Below are 16,764 nucleotides of genomic sequence, written 5' to 3' on the forward strand. Positions count from 1 at the left end.
TGAGATTCATCAAGCGGTAGAAGATTATATTTATTATTACAATTACCAGCGGTTCCAATCTAAACTGAAACAGCGCGCGCCGATCGAATACCGGTGCGCGCTGGCAGCATAGCTTTTTTCATCTGTCTACTTGACAGGGGTATGACCACAGGTGCCAGCTTTTATTTGCATTCCTAGGTCTTTTGTAATTTCACGACTCATCATGCACAGCTAAAAGTTTCTCAAAACAATGAAAGCCGCTAGTATGAATACCTTGATGAACATAACCTAACTGACTATACAAATGGTATAGCTTCTCATTTCCTACAATACAATCGAGTCGAATACGACTTTTGCCAGGGAACGAAATATTGTTCTCAACCCAGCGCATGACTTTACTGCCAAGTCCTGATCCCGCTTCACTCCGATTTAATGCAAGGCGATGGAGGTAAATCGCATCCTCTACAACTGTAGCATCATCCCACAGCTCGCGATCCCATGCACTTGGCTGCTGTAGAAGCATGACGACCGCCGCGAGTGTATCACTATCCTTTTGTTTAAAAAGAAATACATCTCCATTCTGAATGGAATCTGCCATACCATGCACATCATGACCCTCAAGAAGCTGGCTCCATTGCGTAGAGCCTTTACTTTGTAACCAGATAGCTGTATCGCGTAACAACGACATGACGGCACTCGTATCGGCTGTTACTGCTTGTTCCGCATGTATGTGCTCATTTACCCAAGAATTTATGATTTTATATGGTTTCATCTGATATGTCCCTTTCTATCCTACGATGTAACTAATCGTATTACTAATCATGTTCCTATTTACAAAGAAACGATCGATTAATTTAAATTTTGAAGAAACAAAGTACCATTCAGAAACCGCTTTGCTAAGGATTGGAAATAGGAGGTTTGAACAGCCAGCATACAGATAACGATCGTATTGCTTACAGCTTGCTTTTGCTCATCATTAAGTCCGTTCAAGCTTTCTAATTGACTTACGTAACGGTCTGCTTTTTGTTTAATCATAGCTTCCATCAGATGATCATGCTTCTGTTCTTGCCGCACTAGACTGTCGTGGCCAATATCCATCACTTGATCATTATTACGGTCTAGCTCCTCAAAGATAGATGAATATCCCGCATACAATTCAATCGGAGAAATGATGTCTTCATTCGTATTATCCGAATCATGAAACAGAATTAATAACAATTTACGGATTGACTCAAAATCAAGTGATGATTTTAAATCTTCGATGATGAACAGCGTTGCTGCTTGTTCAAGTGAGTATTTCTTGCCGATTTTGGGACAACCGATCAGGTCTTTAAAATCTCTCTTGACCCAGTTCTGGACAGATGTAATAGCAAACTGTGTGTATTCGATTTGGCTACCTAAGGCAACAATATCATTAAGCGAGAAACCCGCGTCTTTTTTGTTCATTTTGATCATTTTTTCAAATATGGGTGGAAGAGAGGTGGATATAAAGGCAACAAGCGATTTTCCATACTGTATTTCTTCTTTATGTGTTTTAATCCAAACTTCCTGTAGATTGGCGAGTGGGGTCTTGCACGATGTACCTTGCAATGATTTCAATAAGTGGGACATTTCTTTTCTTGTGAGATAAAAAGTTTGCATCATACCACCTCCACAATTAAGGTTCTTATGAACTTATAATAAGAGCATATCGTCAGAATGTCAAAACAGTCTTTGTACATACAAATCGATTGAGGGGATTGATTACATGCTTGTTCTTAACCTGGCAATAGTCGCATTCTTAATAGCTGCAACTGCTTTTTTTGTTACAACAGAATTTGCGATGGTGAAACTGCGTCCAAGTCGTGTTAATCAGCTCGTATTAGAAGGAAAGAAGAATGCTCTTGCGGTTCAGAGGGTCTCAAGCAATCTCGATGGTTATCTATCGGCTTGTCAGTTAGGTATCACAATAACAGCCTTAGGTTTAGGAACTTTGGGGGAATCAACCGTACACGCAATTTTTACACCGATTTTTGTCTACATGAATTTGTCACCTGAAATAACGAAGGGATTAGCACTTGTACTCTCTTTGTCCATTATGACTTTCTTGCATGTTGTAATTGGGGAACTGGCTCCCAAAACAATTGCTATTCAAAAAGCCGAGCAAATCAGCTTATTATTTGCACCTGCACTGATTATGTTCTATAAAGTTATGTACCCTTTTATTTGGGTTCTGAACAGTTCAGCGAACTTTCTCATTGGCCTGTTTGGGCTTAAACCTGCTAAGGAGTATGATGAAGCTCATTCCGAGGAAGAATTGAGAATTATTTTAAATGAAAGCTATGAGAGTGGCAAAATTAATCAAAGTGAGCTAGGTTATGTAAATCGCATTTTTGAATTTGATGATTTATTGGCACGTGAAATTAAGGTTCCGCGGACAGATATGGTTTGCTTATATATCAATGATACGCTTCAAGAAAACCTAAGAGTGATCAAAGAGGAGCAATATACTCGGTTTCCAGTCATTGCAGAAGATAAGGATCATATTGTAGGAATGATTAATACCAAGCAATTCTTCCTGCGTCATGATGATAACCCTAAGCTAAACATTGAGGATCTTATTCATCCTGTTCTGACTGCCTCTGAATCCATTCCAATTAAAATTCTCCTTAAGCAGATGCAGAAGCAGCAATCTCATTTAGCACTACTGATCGATGAATATGGGGGCACTTCAGGAATGGTGACCATTGAGGATATCCTTGAGGAGATTGTTGGTGAAATACGTGATGAATTCGATACGGAGGAAAAGCGAGAGATTGAGCAGCTTTCAGATAACCATTTTGTTGTAGACGGCAAGGTTTCATTAACGATCATTAGTGATTTATTAAATACAGAGTTAGAACATGAGAATATCGATACGGTGGGTGGTTGGTTATATAGTCAGAATAACGTTCTGAAGAAAGGAGACAAGTTAGAATATAAGGGTATTGAATTTACGGTGCTTGATAAAGCGAAGCATCGGATACGCAAAGTGGAGATCAAGAAAATGAACATGGAACATTAGAGAATGATGAGTAAATACATAGAGTAGGATGAGTGAACTATTAAACTTATATCATTCATGTGACTTCTAAATAAGAAGGAATAGCAGTGAAGACTTTGTCTTTACTGCTTTTTTTGTTTTCTGTGAGCTTCTCATAATGCATCAATTACCAATTCTTGTGTGTTTAATAGGGGGGGGTTGTATGCTAAATTCTATTCACAAGCCGAAACTTCACTAGGGTACATAGACATAGAAGTGCGGGGGATGAATTATTACGATCATGAATGTTGAATATGTGAGATTCACAAACATCGATCGTTTGGGGTGAAGCATGGATCGCAAGTTAAACTAGCACAAGGTGATAGAGCTTGCAGATCAAGGCCGGGCACAACTCTTCTTTAGCCCGAACCCGACAACTAACCTCGTAGGCATATAGAAAGGAAGAGATATATGAAAAAGGTTATGAAAAATAAACTAGCAGCTATGGTACTTGGAACTTCATTGTTAGCAATGACAGGAACAGCAGTAGCTGCACCAGAGAACGGAAATTTAGTAAGTAATGCAAAACCAGTGAGTACACAGAGTGATATTATTGCAGAGAAAGTAACTGCTAATCCTGAAATGCATTGTATGGAGCTTTTCTTCTCCATGTATTTAGAGGACCTTGAGGTTCTTCGAGTAGAAGCTACTCAAAAACAACCGGAACCAGTAGTAGTGAAAGAAGTAAGTACGCAGGTGGCCACTAGTGTAGCAAAAACTCCAGTAGTAGCTAAGAAAGCTACTATGAAAGCAGCAAGCAAGCCAGTTCAAGCAGCAGCATCTTCTTCTAGTAACACGATTAAGACAGCATCCGGATCAAATGTTTCATACAGTAAAATGCTTTCCATGAGAGCTACTGCTTATTCCTCAGATTCAGCGGAGAATGGCGGCTGGGGCGCAGTAGATTATTTCGGTAATCCACTTAAGCTTGGTACTATAGCAGTTGACCCAAATGTAATTCCACTTAATTCTAAGCTTTATATTGTAGGTTATAATTCAAGCGGTTTACCTGTTGATGGAATGATGGCTACAGCAAGTGATGTAGGTGGAGCTATTAAGGGAAATAAGATTGATATTTTCATTCCAGGTTCTCAGCAGCTTGTAGATCAATTTGGTATTCAACAGGTTAAGGTCTATGTTCTGAAGTAGAACAAATCCGATAAATGATAACTATATATCCGTAAGCCGTCTATCCCAAACTTGGGTAGGCGGCTTATATTTTGTCAGCGATCATCCATACTAACCGTATGAGCTGTGGGAGTAGATCTATAAGTAGAAGCTACACTTAACGAGTTAGGAGTGGAATGAATGTGTATCGATTGCTGAGATTAGTGTGTTCTGTGGTAATGGTGATGATAATTGGCTGTCAATGGGGGAGTGCTCATGCTGTGACTGTAAGCGGGATCGATGCTGCAGTCAGGCATACACCTGATCAGAAATATGGGATTCCCATTCAGATGCAGATGGCTGATGTTACAGGGGATGGTAAGCAAGATCGAATTGTTCTGTATGGAACAAAACAAATTCAAAGTAGTCCATACTTTGATCATTTAAGTATTGTGATTCACAGTGAGTCTTCTGAGCTTGCAACGGTTATCCCCATTCAAGGAGGTGGCTATAATCCTTACATGAAGTTATGTGATCTGAATGGAGATGGAGTAGCCGATATGCTGATTGGCGCAGAGACAGGAGGGAGTGCGGGTACATCAGACTATTATTTATTCACAGATAAGAATAATGATCCAGCAGCACTTCCTCTACCACAGGCCCTCAGTGGCAGTGGAACTTATATGGATAACTATATTGTTACTATAACAATTAAGGAAACGGGGAAGGTTTATAAGCTTGATTTAAGTGATCGCAAAGCGCTATATGAGCAAGAAGGGATTTATAAGAATGGTAAGCTGGTTAAGAAGACAGATGTGATCATTAATGGGTTTAGTAAGCTGGAACCCATACATGCAGTCACGGAGACACAGTGCTCACTTGTTGGGTTACAGCGGATCAGTGGAATCTACAATGCAGATACAATAGGTTATTTGGTTTCACTATGGAAGTGGAATCACCATATCAATAAATGGAGTTTGTTATTCTCTACAATTGAAGAAAGTAAATAAAGAAGCCAGGGTGAACGTGTGGATCTATACGTTCACCTGGCTTCTTAAATTATAAGTCACTATGCTATTTAATTTGACGACCTTGTATGAATACTTGTTCAAGCTCCAGATCACGTGACACAATGAGTAGGTCTGCATGTTTACCTTCAGCAATTGAACCGATTGTATCGCTAAGGCCAAGCAGCTTAGCTGGGTTACCTGAGGCTAATTCGCTTACCTGCTCAACGCTGAAGCCAACTTCCTCTACAAGGTAACGGAACCCGCGGATCATTGTCAGCGTGCTACCTGCTAGTGAGTCTCCTTCTTTCAGGCGAGCGACGCTATCCCTAACCACCACGTCCTGACCGCCGAGCTGGTAGAGACCATCCTGAAGGCCTGCGGCTGACATAGCGTCAGTGATCAGAAGCAGATTCTGCTTCTGCTTCATACCCGCTAATAGCTTGATACAGGCTGGGTGTACGTGCACGCCGTCGGCGATAATTTCCGCGGATACTTCATCCGTGGTCAGAATAGCGCCGACAGTACCAGGTTCACGATGATGAATGGGTCTCATCGCATTAAACATATGAACGGAGTGGCTTAGTCCGTTCTTAACTGCAGCATTGATTTCGTCGTATGTTGCATCGGTATGTGCTGCAGCGGTTACAATGCCATGCTCATGGCACCAAGCGATCATCTCAAGCGCACCATCGCGCTCAGGTGCAAGTGATAGAGTTTTAATAAGTCCTGGATACTTGTCGTTCCATACTTGCATCCATTCGACCTGCGGTAGGACAACGTAGTCAGGATTTTGTGCACCGATTTTAGTTGGGTTAAGGAATGGACCTTCGAGATGAACACCAACCACTTGTGCATAAGGCATATCTTTCTTGCGATAAGCATCAACAGATTCAAGCACGTCATCTAATGCATGTCTTGGTGCAGTCATAGATGTCGCTACAATAGATGTTGTACCCGTTGAGCTATGGAACTTAGTAATCGTATCTAGGGAGCTTTCCTTGGCGTCCATGAAGTCAGCGCCATAGCCTCCATGTACGTGTACATCAATAAATCCAGGCAATAGCCATCCACCATTAGCATCTACGATCTGAGCGTTTGCCGGTGCAGTTGATCCTTGCTTTTGTATAGAGGCGATGGTTGCCCCAACTACATGGATAGAACCATTCTGAACAATACCTTGCTCAGTTACGATGTTTGCGTTAATAATCCAAAAATCCTGTGCTGAACTCATTTTAAATTCCTCCCAGCTTCTTGGTCTAGAAGAACGATTAGATGCGGATGTGTTTGAAGTAAACTAGCAGGACAATCAGTAGTAATTGGACCTGTAAGTGCTCTTTCAACAATTTCGGCTTTATCAGCACCGCGTACAACAAGCATGATGGATTTAGCTTTTAGAATTGAGCCTACTCCCATTGTTAATGCATGTGTAGGAACTTGATCTATGGAGTCAAAGAAGCGAGCATTCGCTTCACGTGTTTCTTGTTTAAGTTCAACTAAATGTGTGCCACATTGTAGCTCGGTTCCTGGTTCATTGAAGCCAATATGACCATTGTGACCAATCCCAAGTATTTGCATGTCCACTTGACCCATTTGTTCAAGAAGTTGATCATAACGAGCGGATTCAGCTATAGGATCAGGGGCGTTACCGTTTGGAATATTGGTATTGCTCATTTGAATATCAATATGATCGAACAAGTGATGTTTCATATAAGCGTGATAGCTTTCAGGATGATCCTCGCGAAGATTGACGTATTCATCCAAGTTGAATGTTATCACATCACGAAATGATACACGTCCTTTGCGATGGCTCTTGACAATCTCTTCATAAATACCGACTGGAGTACCACCTGTTGCCAGACCGATAATAGCATTTGGTTTCATTTGGGCAATGGCTGTAATCATACCAGCCCCGACTTCGTTAAGTACTTGTTGACTTTCAAACTTATGAATAATCACTTTATTCTCCCCTTAGCTGCGATATTTTTTAACCATTTGGTAGGTTTGCTCAAGTCGTGGTACGAGTTCATCAAAATGCTGACTAACTAAGCATGTGAATAGTACATCAATTACATGTAATTGAGCGATTCTAGACGCCATGTCCCCACGTCTCATACCTTCTTCAAGCGTAGAGCAGAACAACTTGATGTCAGATAGGTTAGATAGTGTATTCGCGCCATATTTGGTGAGCGATATTGTCGTAGCACCATGTTCTTTGGCACAAGTTAAAGCTGCAATTGTCTCGGATGTTTCACCTGAATAAGAGATTGCCAAAGCTACATCACCTGAGATCATAGTTGAAGCAGTTGTAATTTGCATGTGTGGATCAGGAAAGGCTGATGCTCGCTTACCGATTCGAATGAGCTTCTGATAAAAATCCTGTGCCACAACACCAGATGTAGCTACACCATACAAATCAATTTGTCTGGCGCCAGCTAAAGCATCGACAGCAAGCTTCAATTGTTTCAGATCAATTAATCGCGTCGTATCTGAAATCGAACGAAGGTGGTTTGACTCCATTGCTGCAACAATACCTTTAAATGAATTACCCGCTACAATGTCTTGATATTGATTGGGATGCTGAGTTTGTGCAAGATCAGCAGATAGCTTCATTTTAAAATCCGTATATCCTTCAAAATGAAGCGATTTACAAAACCGAGATATCGTAGCGGCACTTGTTTGTGACTCTCGAGCGAGCTCAGTAATTCCCATGGAAACTACAGCATGTGAGTGCTCCATAATATAAGCAGCAAGCCTGTGTTCTTGAGGTTTATAATCATTCTGCTTTTCATGGATAGCAATCAAAATAGAAGACATATACATCACTTCTTCTGAAAAAGTTTTTTATGATATCATATTAATTGAAGGAAAATATTTTCATAATAATCATACCTTAATCTACTCTGAACTTCAATGGATAAAATCTATTTATTTGACAAAAAAATGCGATTACCGCATGATTTAGATGTACATATATCGATTATTAATTTTAAATTAATCAAAGAATAGGGGTTTACTATGACTAGCCAATTCAACCAGCCGCAAGCCATGATCTTTGATATGGACGGAACTTTATTTCAAACCGAGAGTATACTGATTAATGCTTATGACAAAATGTTCGATAGACTGCGCGAAGAAAAACTATTCGTAGGAGAGACGCCGCCTGTAGATATTATTCTTAGTTCTCTCGGTATGCTTCTTGCAGCAATTTGGGAGCGGGTTATGCCTGAATCTTCTAAAGAGACGCACAGACGAGCGGATGATCTGCTCTTGCATTTTGAGACTGAAGAGCTTATTCATGGTAATCCTCATCTATATGAAGGGGTAGCAGAGACACTTCGCGAACTGAAAAATCGTGGAATTAGACTTTTTGTTGCTTCCAATGGATTGGAGCAGTATGTAAAGGATGTTGCTCACTATACAGGGATTGAACCGCTGTTCGAAGGCCTTTATAGTGCCGGTAAATATGAGACGAAATCCAAAGTTGACCTGGTTCGAATCCTTTTGGATAAACATAACATTCAGTCTGCTTGGATGGTTGGTGACCGCTCGTCCGATATTGAGGCAGGACATGGAAATAACCTCATAACCATAGGTTGTGACTACGCTACCTTCCGCTCAGAAGGTGAACTAGATGATGCTCATATTCGAGTGACCAATTTCGCAGATATTCTTCATCATTTATCTTAACTATTAGCATCGGTAATCCCGTAAGTGGGAATTACAGATGCTTTTTCTTTGCTGCTTGATCAATTTCTTATCCATTTAGATCAGTTATGAAATTGATTCCCTTATGTATTGAATACGCATAACTTCATGCAGTATGGTGAAAATGAAATAAATACGCAGTGTGTAGTATGGACATGCCATAACTACTGCGTATTTATGTTGAAATCTTATGTGATTAATTATCACTTATCTCCTTATCTTTCCCTATCAACCAACTAGCATACTCAAGTGGACGGGTAATTGCTTTGTGATAAGTTTCTATATCGCCAATACGTCGAAATACTTCACGGCTCGGCTTAGGATTCACTTCGATCAGCCATACATCCCCATGTGGATCAATGGCAAGATCAATCCCTAGTTCACATAATGAACCATATTGCGACTCTAAAGCACTTGTTATTCGTGTACTAAGCTCGAACATGGATTTCTTGATCGCGGATAACTGATCTTTGGAATTAAACCGTCTGCGAAGTAGGCTGCTCATCGAAACTGCACTACCTCCGCCATGCAGGTTAGAGGTAATACTTCGCTTAGGTCCTATTCTCCCAGCGCAGCCTGTCACTTCCCATTCACCTTTTCCGTTTTTTTGGATAAGTAGTCGAAAATCACATACTCTGCCATCGATCAGAATAGGTGTAATACCCTGTTGTACAATATATTGCTCATTAACATAGTAATCTTTAAGCCGAGAGGGAAGATCTTTAAGTGTGATTTGCTCCGTTGGGAAAATTTTACGATTCTTATATCGTCCTTGAATTTGATAGGTATCGTTATCTATACGGTCAACTCTTATAATGCCCCTTCCTCCAGTTCCATTCTTAGGTTTGAGATAGAGGGAACGGTGTTTCTTTAACATTTTTTCAAGAAAGGAAGGGGTATAAGGATAGGTTTCAGGCAAATATTTAGCGATTCGGGATTGCTTTGATAGCACTTTATGAAGGGACCATTTGTTAGCTAATGGTTTCGCTAAGTAGCGGAAATTCGAATTTGTATGTCTAAATTTCTGAAGCATTTGGAAAGTTGCTTTACCATGATAACGACAGCGATCATAGATGAGAGGTGGAATAGGCGACCATTTACGCTTCCATTTCTTTGTTGTCTCATCATAGAACAGCGCCCTTATGGCTGACTTGCGATTATCTACATCATTTGGAGTGAATAAGGCGATTTGCAAGCCTTCTTTACCGCTATAACAACTTAGTTTACGAAAGAAATCAAGCTCTTCAAGTTTATGATCTTGGATATAAACGGCAATGACACCTAACGTTTGCAAAGTCATCTACTGCTCACCTTCTTATGTGTCTTCGATAGGTATAAGCAATAACGTATAATTCGTTCCAAAGATTTATTGCGAATATGAGGCTCGTCGAATTTCATTGGCTTGGAATTGGCTTCAAAGAACCATGCCTGACCTGATGTATCGATACCGAGGTCCATTGACATTTCCCCAAGGCGATAACCTGCCTTTTTCTCTATATATTTGGCAAGAAACAGGGAGGCTTGCTTGGTTTGCTTTAGAATTAGTTTGCCGCGTTTATCCCCGAAAGAATGGGTAAGCAGCATCGTAGGGTCCTCGATCGTCCCCCCTCTAGGCACATGAGTAGTAATGCTTGAATCACCTGCTAATCTTGCACCAACACCGGTAACATTCCATTCCCCTCTGCTTGTTTTCTGAATGAGAACGCGGAGATCATAGGGTCTATCCTTGTATTTAACGAGATCAATTCCTTGCTGCATAATGTAATCTTGTGCCTTACGATACTCTTGGATTTTGTTCCATAGAGGTACTAAAGAGGTATGCATTGTCTTCTGTGTTTGTTTGTGGTTCTGGAAATTGAGTCTATTGACTGGATTGCTAATGGTGCCGAACCTGCGATCGATTCGCATAATTCCTTGTCCTGCCTTACCACTTATAGGTTTGAGGAAGACAGTCGAATAGCGACGTATCATCATTTCAAGCTCGGCTGCATTAGTTAACTGATGGGTAGCGGGTATATATTTTTGCGTTTCAGGCGAACTGCTGAGCCATTCAAACAAAGTCCATTTATTAAAAAAAGAAGGGTTAAACAGCTGAACTCGTTTATTGCGCATACAAGCTTTAATTTTGAGCTGCACCTGTGGGAGCATTTCATAGCTTCTATTGGGAACCCGATTGTAGATTACATCAGGAGTGGAAAATATTTCTCGCATCCATGTTTTTTTTTCAAAATCATAGCCGAATCCAGATGTCGTTTCACCAGATAAATTAAGATCATCTGTGGTTACTACGAATACTATGGCACCTAAGGTCTGACCGATTTGTATTAAATCAATAAAGTTTAGAAGGTTCCCGCGAAAAAAATGATTATTATCACTTACTGTCAGAATGCCAATCGTTGGTTGTGTTAATGGAACAGATTTAGCCTGGAGAGCTTTCGACATTTAGTCCTCCCTCCTCGACCTAAACCTGCTTAGAAATAAACAGTGCTCATAAATATTATCAAGCGATACCTTTTCTTCTACTTTAAGGGATGGATGTTTGAAAATAGTACGGCCTGGTTTAGAATTGGCTTCGAACATCCAAATTTTATCATCTTGGTCAATTCCTATATCAAATCCTAGCTCACCAAGCCTGTGAGGGTAATTTCGCTCGATTGCGTCAGCGAGCTTAATAGCTGCTTCTTTCGCGGCGCTGAGCATCACATCCGTACGTGATCCATACACTTCTCTTAATATTTGTTCATGTGAATAGAGAGATCCACCTGTTCGAATATGAGTGGTCACACTGCCGCGTCCTGCTTTCTTAGCGCCTATTGCTGCTACTTCCCATTTGTTATTGCTATTTTTGGTCATATGGAACCGGAAATCGATTGGACAGTTATCGATTTCAATTAATCGAATACCTTGCTGAGCAACATATCGATTCATAGATCCATGATTCATCCGAAGCATTTTGAGAATGCCTTCGAATGTGTTATACCGATGCAGAATGTTCTTGCCATTGCTCCTATAGCGAATAAAATATCCTCGATGAGGATGATAAGTGATACGATAAATGCCAAATCCGAGCGAACCCGCGGTTGGTTTAAGATAGACGAATCGATGAATTTTGAGCATTTCTTTGAGTTTAGGTGCAGTAGGATTCGTGATGGATTCGGGAACATGGTCAAATGCTTCTTCTCGTTCTAATAAATTGTACACATCCGATTTGTCAAAAAAGCTCCAATTAAAGAAAGGGATATTGCGTCTAACGAACCTTTCTTTGAAATCTTCTGTATAGGCTTGATTCTCAACCTTACGAGATGCAATACGATTATATATGACATCTGGAATGGGCATTGTTTTACGAACAAATCTACCGCTTGGAGTCAACATATAACCGTATACAGTTTCCTCCTGCCAATCAACATCATGTGGACTAAAGGCGATGAAAAATGATTTATTTGCCCCCGTGCGCATAATTTGTTTCATAAATGAGGTTCGAGCCCCGAAAGGTGATAATGAATTCGACGAGATCGTCGTTAATATCCCAATAACAGGTCCAAGCCGAATTTCTTTGCCATTAGTAGCATTAATTAAGCAAGCTCCAGTACGCGGGATTTTCAATCCACTTATAATAGAAGCGGGAAGGGATAAATGCTGCCCAGCTCTTTTGGTGAATTTGAAAGGGACTGACATCGATTTAGAGCCTACTCGAATCAGAATGGTCTTGGATTGTGTTAATTGCAGAGCCCGAGCAAGTTCATTCGAGAAATAGACAATTTTATCGTAATCTTGCGTTTGATGTATCGTACAAGTTGTCAAACTCATTGTTGGTTACCCTCCTGAATGATTTGCGAAGGCTGATTTATATATCTGTGAATCATAAACTTGGCGTAGCGAATTGGATTGTCGATAGATAATTGGCGCTTCTTCATGTCCTGCAAATGTGTGAAAATGGAGCGCCCAGGTTTAGAGTTGGCCTCTAGAATCCACAATTTACCCTTATCATCGATACCAAAATCGATTCCGAGCTCTACCAGTCTTCCGTGATATGTTTCAAGAACTGTCGAAATTTGATAAGATACTCTTATAAGCTCAGTCATGAGTTCATCAGCTTTCATCGGGCCATAATGCTTTTGAAAGAAAGACTCTGAATCAACCGCATATCCGCCTCCATGAATATTCGCTGTGACGTATCCTGGTTTACCACATCGAACTCCAAGACCAGTTAATTGCCATAATCCGTTCTCGTTCTTCTGCATTAAGGACCGTACGTCAAATGGAATTTGATCTTTGGTTACGAGTGTAAGGCGTTCTTGTAAGAGATAATGATGATTTGAAGTAAAAGTCTTGATCCAGCTGAGCAACTGACTCATTCCTGTGCACTGATGCGATAGAAGTTGATTATCTCGGTTACGACCTTGAATCTGATATTTAGGCGTTTCTCCTGGCATAGTCATAACGTGTAGAATTCCACAACCTTGACTACCAGCAGCAGGCTTCAGAATCACTTCCTTATGAGATTGTAGCCAGTGCTGTACATGTGACAGTGATTTCATTTGACGGGTAATGGGGAGATATAACTTTAGGTCTTGCTCTCGACTAAGTGTTTTTTGTACTTCCCATTTTCCACTAAGTCCGTTGCCAAGCAAGTAAACACCAGGCATTCGGATAAGCAAAGAACGTAGTTTTCGGTATTGCTCATACGATTTGGAGGAACGACAAAAACATCTATCGTATATGATCTTTGGCAAAGGATAAATGTTAGAAATCCATGTCCGATCTTCCGCTTTGTAGGTGAAGCAAGCGACAGTTCTTTCATTCCAATCGATTGCTTCAAGTGAAAAGATGATCACCTCAAGCTCCGATTTATGGCCTGATAGGCATAACTGTCGATAAAAATCACTATCAGCAAATGGAAATGAACCACTTCCATTTGGTGTAGCCATAACACCTAAGCGTTGTACAGTTGTTTGCTGGTTTAGTGTGAACATCGTAATCACCTCTTCCGGAAAGTGGACATAGTCTAACGTTTTTGATAAGTTATCTTGATGAGATATTTGCCCTAACTACTTCATCATATGAGGACATAAATCCCTTGGTGCTTGGCGCGAATAAGAAAGGATGGCTATATGAATTTGTTTTGGATGGGTGTATTTTATATTGTTACTGCTGGTTTTGTTGGTGGTTTGACGAATCATTTTGCGATCAAAATGCTTTTTTACCCGCGAAAGCCAGTTTATTTGTGGGGAAAGAAGCTTCCTTTTACACCAGGTCTCATTCCCAAGCGAAGAGATGACATTACGAAATCACTGGGTGAAGTTGTAGGGGTTCATTTGGTGACTTCGGAAGGGTTAGCAAGTGCACTTCGTAAGCCTGAGCTAAGAAGCACGATCGAAAATAAATTACAGGCATGGATTAGAGAATTTTGTTCACAGGATAGGACAATAGCAGATCTAATCGAGCAGCATTTATCCCCAGAAGATTGGGCTTCATTCAAAGAAAATCTCACAAAGTGGCTTCAGGAACGATCCTATGATGCATTCGATTGGGTGATGCATTCACAAGAGATTGGCGACAAGCAAATCGGACAGCTATTTCCAGGCTGGGACGCAGATCGTAAAGAACAATTAGCACAAGCGCTGGTAGTATCTTTAGTTGAATCGATCAAAAAAGAACTATCCTCCTTACATGGTGAACGGATGCTTAAACGGATGTCTGGTCAATTCATGGAGCAGTCTGGCGGATTTTTTGGTGCTTTGGCAGGCATGTTTATGGACGAGGATAAAATGGTGGTGAAAATACGCAAAGCCTTGCTTGAACAACTGGATTCAGAAGCTGTTCAGGCTATGATAAGACGTCTTCTAGAGAACAAGATATGTGAGTATGAGCAACTCACTGTAGGTCATGTGCTTGAGTGGATGTCTAAGGATGCAGGTATGGATCGAATGAAAAAACAACTGAATCAAATACCATGGGGACTTTGGATCAGCCGATTGGAGCAGTTGAAAGTAAATCGTGTGCTAGAGCCAAGAATTGAATCCATCACTGCACGGGTTCCAGTTGTAGTTGATTGGAGTCTGAACCAGCTTGAGACTCGCATCGATTCTATTATTCGTTCTATTGACTTACCTAAAATCGTTGAAGAACAAGTTGCTAAGTTTCCAATTGAGCAGCTTGAACAAATTATTCTCAGCTTATCTGGTAAGGAATTTCGAGCTATTACCTGGTTAGGCGTCGTGCTTGGTGGTTTAATTGGATTGATGCAAACGATTATATATGCACTTCAGTAATTATAATTGACTTATTATGGGATTTGTTGTATATTATTGAATAAGTTCATAAACCCATAACATGTAACCGAAAGGGCATTAGTTATGAAGATTCGTCTTCTTAACTTTGCCCTTTTTTTGTTGTTTCAACGATGAACTACGAATGGTGGCATGTGGGCATGAAATTAAATCTGAATAATTAGATAAAAGGGAGATGAGCACGTAATGAACAAGAGAAATACGAGCGTGGCCTTATTAGCTACAGCATCGATGCTGGCAATGATTACAGGTTGTGGAGACAAATCTGCAACAGCAACCAGTACTCCAAGTGCAACAACTGCAGCAACAAAAGCGCCAGTAGCATCTGCTACACCTGCACCTGCGACTCCAGCTGCTCCAGCAGGACTTAAAGGCGAATTAGAGATCCAATACTTTGTTGGTGGCTATGGGGACAAATGGTGGAAGGCAATCATTAGTGAGTTTGAGGCAGCAAACCCTGGGCTCAAGGTTAAACAAACAGCAGGCTCACAAATCAATGATCAAATGAAACCCCGCTGGATCAAGGGTGATCCACCTGATGTTGTCTACATTGACGGTGCAGGATCTAACGAAGCACAAATGGTTGCAGATGATCAATTGCTTGAAATATCGGATTGGATTAAAGAAGCGAAGAACGTTGACGGCGACAAGATTGTCGACAATCTTTTTGCTAAACCGAAAGACTATAGTGGCAAGAATTACACAATTCCACTCGTATACGGTTCATGGGGCACATTCTATGATATTAAGTTTTTCGAAGATAACGGATGGAAAGCACCAACGAACTTCGAAGAGTTCATGGCTGTATCTAAGCAAATCAAAGATTCCGGTAAAGGTGTATTCCCTTACATTCATACTGGTAAATACCCGTATTACATAAGCGGTGGTTTCATGGATTCCGCAATTATCGCTGCTAATGGTGGAGATCCTTCTATCCTGCTCAAAATGGAAGCAAACGAAGAAGGCATTTACAAATCAGAGCCTGTTAAGAAAGCGCTAGATAAGCTAATGAAGATCGTGAATGCTGACTTTATTGACCCAGCTTCCAAAGCGATCAATCATACGGATTCACAAATGATGTTCCTACAGCACAAAGATGCCTTTATTCCGAACGGATTATGGGTAGAGAATGAAATGGCAGGAAACGTTCCTGACGGATTCAAGTTTGGCTTCATCGCTTCACTTGGTATTGACGCAGGTCAAAAATCAGTTGTTGTTCCATACACAAGTACAATGGCAATTGCGAAGAAAGCTAAGAACGTAGATGCTGCTAAAGCATTCGTTCAATTCATCTATACGAAGCAATCTGCTGTTAAATGGGCTGAATTATCTGGTGTTCCAATGAACTATAAGGCTGATCTTGAAAGCTCCAAAGCAGGATCAATGTCCAAAGCAGCAATGAAATTCTTCTTAGACCCAGGAACAGTTACAGCTCCAACGGTTGTTCTTGAAAAAGATGTTGAGGAAGCTCGTAACAATGCACTTATCGCTCTTACTACCAAAGAAATTACTCCTGAAAAATGGATTGAGCGTATGGAAGCTGCTGCGAAAAAAGCCCGTGAGAAGAAAAAATAGGTTAGTGTTAGGCTAAATGAGAATGAGGGATTCC

Annotated in this window: 16 protein-coding genes and 1 riboswitch; of the genes, 7 read left to right on the forward strand and 9 right to left on the reverse strand. The window is 40.7% G+C overall.

Annotation, left to right across the window (positions count from 1 at the left end):
* Window positions 1-4: 4 nt before the first annotated feature.
* Window positions 5-112, forward strand: a complete 108-nt coding sequence (locus AC1DOK_RS20080; protein ID WP_477554110.1) for an IS3 family transposase — start codon at window positions 5-7, stop codon at window positions 110-112.
* 78 nt (window positions 113-190) lie between these two features.
* On the opposite strand, the gene AC1DOK_RS20085 is transcribed toward AC1DOK_RS20080, so the two are convergent.
* Window positions 191-751, reverse strand: a complete 561-nt coding sequence (locus tag AC1DOK_RS20085; RefSeq protein WP_477556106.1) for a GNAT family N-acetyltransferase — start codon at window positions 749-751, stop codon at window positions 191-193.
* Window positions 752-828: 77 nt separating this feature from the next.
* Entirely contained in the window at window positions 829-1,620 is a 792-nt protein-coding gene (locus tag AC1DOK_RS20090) for a DUF1836 domain-containing protein (protein ID WP_477556107.1), read from the reverse strand.
* Between the two features lie 106 nt (window positions 1,621-1,726).
* Here AC1DOK_RS20090 and AC1DOK_RS20095 point away from each other — a divergent pair, with 106 nt between their 5' ends.
* The 3 genes from AC1DOK_RS20095 to AC1DOK_RS20105 all read left to right on the forward strand — a co-directional run bounded on the left by AC1DOK_RS20095 (window position 1,727) and on the right by AC1DOK_RS20105 (window position 5,157).
* Window positions 1,727-3,022: a hemolysin family protein gene (locus tag AC1DOK_RS20095; RefSeq protein WP_477556108.1), complete on the forward strand. Its 1,296-nt coding sequence runs from the start codon at window positions 1,727-1,729 to the stop codon at window positions 3,020-3,022.
* A 190-nt stretch (window positions 3,023-3,212) separates the two neighbouring features.
* A riboswitch (cyclic di-AMP (ydaO/yuaA leader) is annotated at window positions 3,213-3,446 on the forward strand.
* A gap of 5 nt (window positions 3,447-3,451) precedes the next feature.
* Window positions 3,452-4,189 (forward strand): 3D domain-containing protein, encoded by a 738-nt coding sequence (locus AC1DOK_RS20100; RefSeq protein WP_477556109.1) that lies wholly within the window; start codon window positions 3,452-3,454, stop codon window positions 4,187-4,189.
* A gap of 197 nt (window positions 4,190-4,386) precedes the next feature.
* Window positions 4,387-5,157 (forward strand): hypothetical protein, encoded by a 771-nt coding sequence (locus tag AC1DOK_RS20105; RefSeq protein WP_477556110.1) that lies wholly within the window; start codon window positions 4,387-4,389, stop codon window positions 5,155-5,157.
* A gap of 64 nt (window positions 5,158-5,221) precedes the next feature.
* Here AC1DOK_RS20105 and nagA read toward each other — a convergent pair whose 3' ends face one another.
* The 3 genes from nagA to AC1DOK_RS20120 are packed head-to-tail and all read right to left on the reverse strand — an operon-like array spanning window position 5,222 to window position 7,971.
* Complete coding sequence (gene nagA / locus AC1DOK_RS20110) at window positions 5,222-6,388, reverse strand: N-acetylglucosamine-6-phosphate deacetylase (protein WP_477556111.1); 1,167 nt, start codon at window positions 6,386-6,388, stop codon at window positions 5,222-5,224.
* Complete coding sequence (gene nagB / locus AC1DOK_RS20115) at window positions 6,385-7,113, reverse strand: glucosamine-6-phosphate deaminase (protein ID WP_477556112.1); 729 nt, start codon at window positions 7,111-7,113, stop codon at window positions 6,385-6,387. The genes nagA and nagB overlap by 4 nt, the downstream gene beginning before the upstream one ends.
* A gap of 12 nt (window positions 7,114-7,125) precedes the next feature.
* On the reverse strand, window positions 7,126-7,971 hold the full coding sequence (locus AC1DOK_RS20120; protein ID WP_477556113.1) for a MurR/RpiR family transcriptional regulator: 846 nt from the start codon (window positions 7,969-7,971) through the stop codon (window positions 7,126-7,128).
* Between the two features lie 201 nt (window positions 7,972-8,172).
* Here AC1DOK_RS20120 and AC1DOK_RS20125 point away from each other — a divergent pair, with 201 nt between their 5' ends.
* Entirely contained in the window at window positions 8,173-8,844 is a 672-nt protein-coding gene (locus AC1DOK_RS20125; RefSeq protein WP_477556114.1) for an HAD family hydrolase, read from the forward strand.
* A 214-nt stretch (window positions 8,845-9,058) separates the two neighbouring features.
* Here AC1DOK_RS20125 and AC1DOK_RS20130 read toward each other — a convergent pair whose 3' ends face one another.
* From AC1DOK_RS20130 to AC1DOK_RS20145, 4 genes are read right to left on the reverse strand one after another with little or no spacing between them, the layout of a single operon-like run.
* Window positions 9,059-10,162, reverse strand: a complete 1,104-nt coding sequence (locus AC1DOK_RS20130; RefSeq protein ID WP_477556115.1) for a YheC/YheD family endospore coat-associated protein — start codon at window positions 10,160-10,162, stop codon at window positions 9,059-9,061.
* Entirely contained in the window at window positions 10,159-11,304 is a 1,146-nt protein-coding gene (locus AC1DOK_RS20135; protein ID WP_477556116.1) for a YheC/YheD family endospore coat-associated protein, read from the reverse strand. Before AC1DOK_RS20135 ends, AC1DOK_RS20130 begins: the two co-directional genes overlap by 4 nt.
* Window positions 11,305-12,672, reverse strand: coding sequence for a YheC/YheD family endospore coat-associated protein (locus AC1DOK_RS20140; protein WP_477556117.1), 1,368 nt, complete (start codon window positions 12,670-12,672; stop codon window positions 11,305-11,307).
* Complete coding sequence (locus tag AC1DOK_RS20145; RefSeq protein WP_477556118.1) at window positions 12,669-13,838, reverse strand: YheC/YheD family endospore coat-associated protein; 1,170 nt, start codon at window positions 13,836-13,838, stop codon at window positions 12,669-12,671. Before AC1DOK_RS20145 ends, AC1DOK_RS20140 begins: the two co-directional genes overlap by 4 nt.
* A 138-nt stretch (window positions 13,839-13,976) precedes the next feature.
* On the opposite strand from AC1DOK_RS20145, the gene AC1DOK_RS20150 reads away from it, so the two are divergent.
* Both AC1DOK_RS20150 and AC1DOK_RS20155 read left to right on the forward strand, forming a co-directional pair.
* On the forward strand, window positions 13,977-15,137 hold the full coding sequence (locus AC1DOK_RS20150; protein WP_477556119.1) for a DUF445 family protein: 1,161 nt from the start codon (window positions 13,977-13,979) through the stop codon (window positions 15,135-15,137).
* Between the two features lie 204 nt (window positions 15,138-15,341).
* Window positions 15,342-16,730, forward strand: coding sequence for an ABC transporter substrate-binding protein (locus AC1DOK_RS20155; RefSeq protein WP_477556120.1), 1,389 nt, complete (start codon window positions 15,342-15,344; stop codon window positions 16,728-16,730).
* The last annotated feature ends 34 nt before the right edge of the window (window positions 16,731-16,764 follow it).

The organism is Paenibacillus sp. P5_B5, from assembly GCF_056400365.1.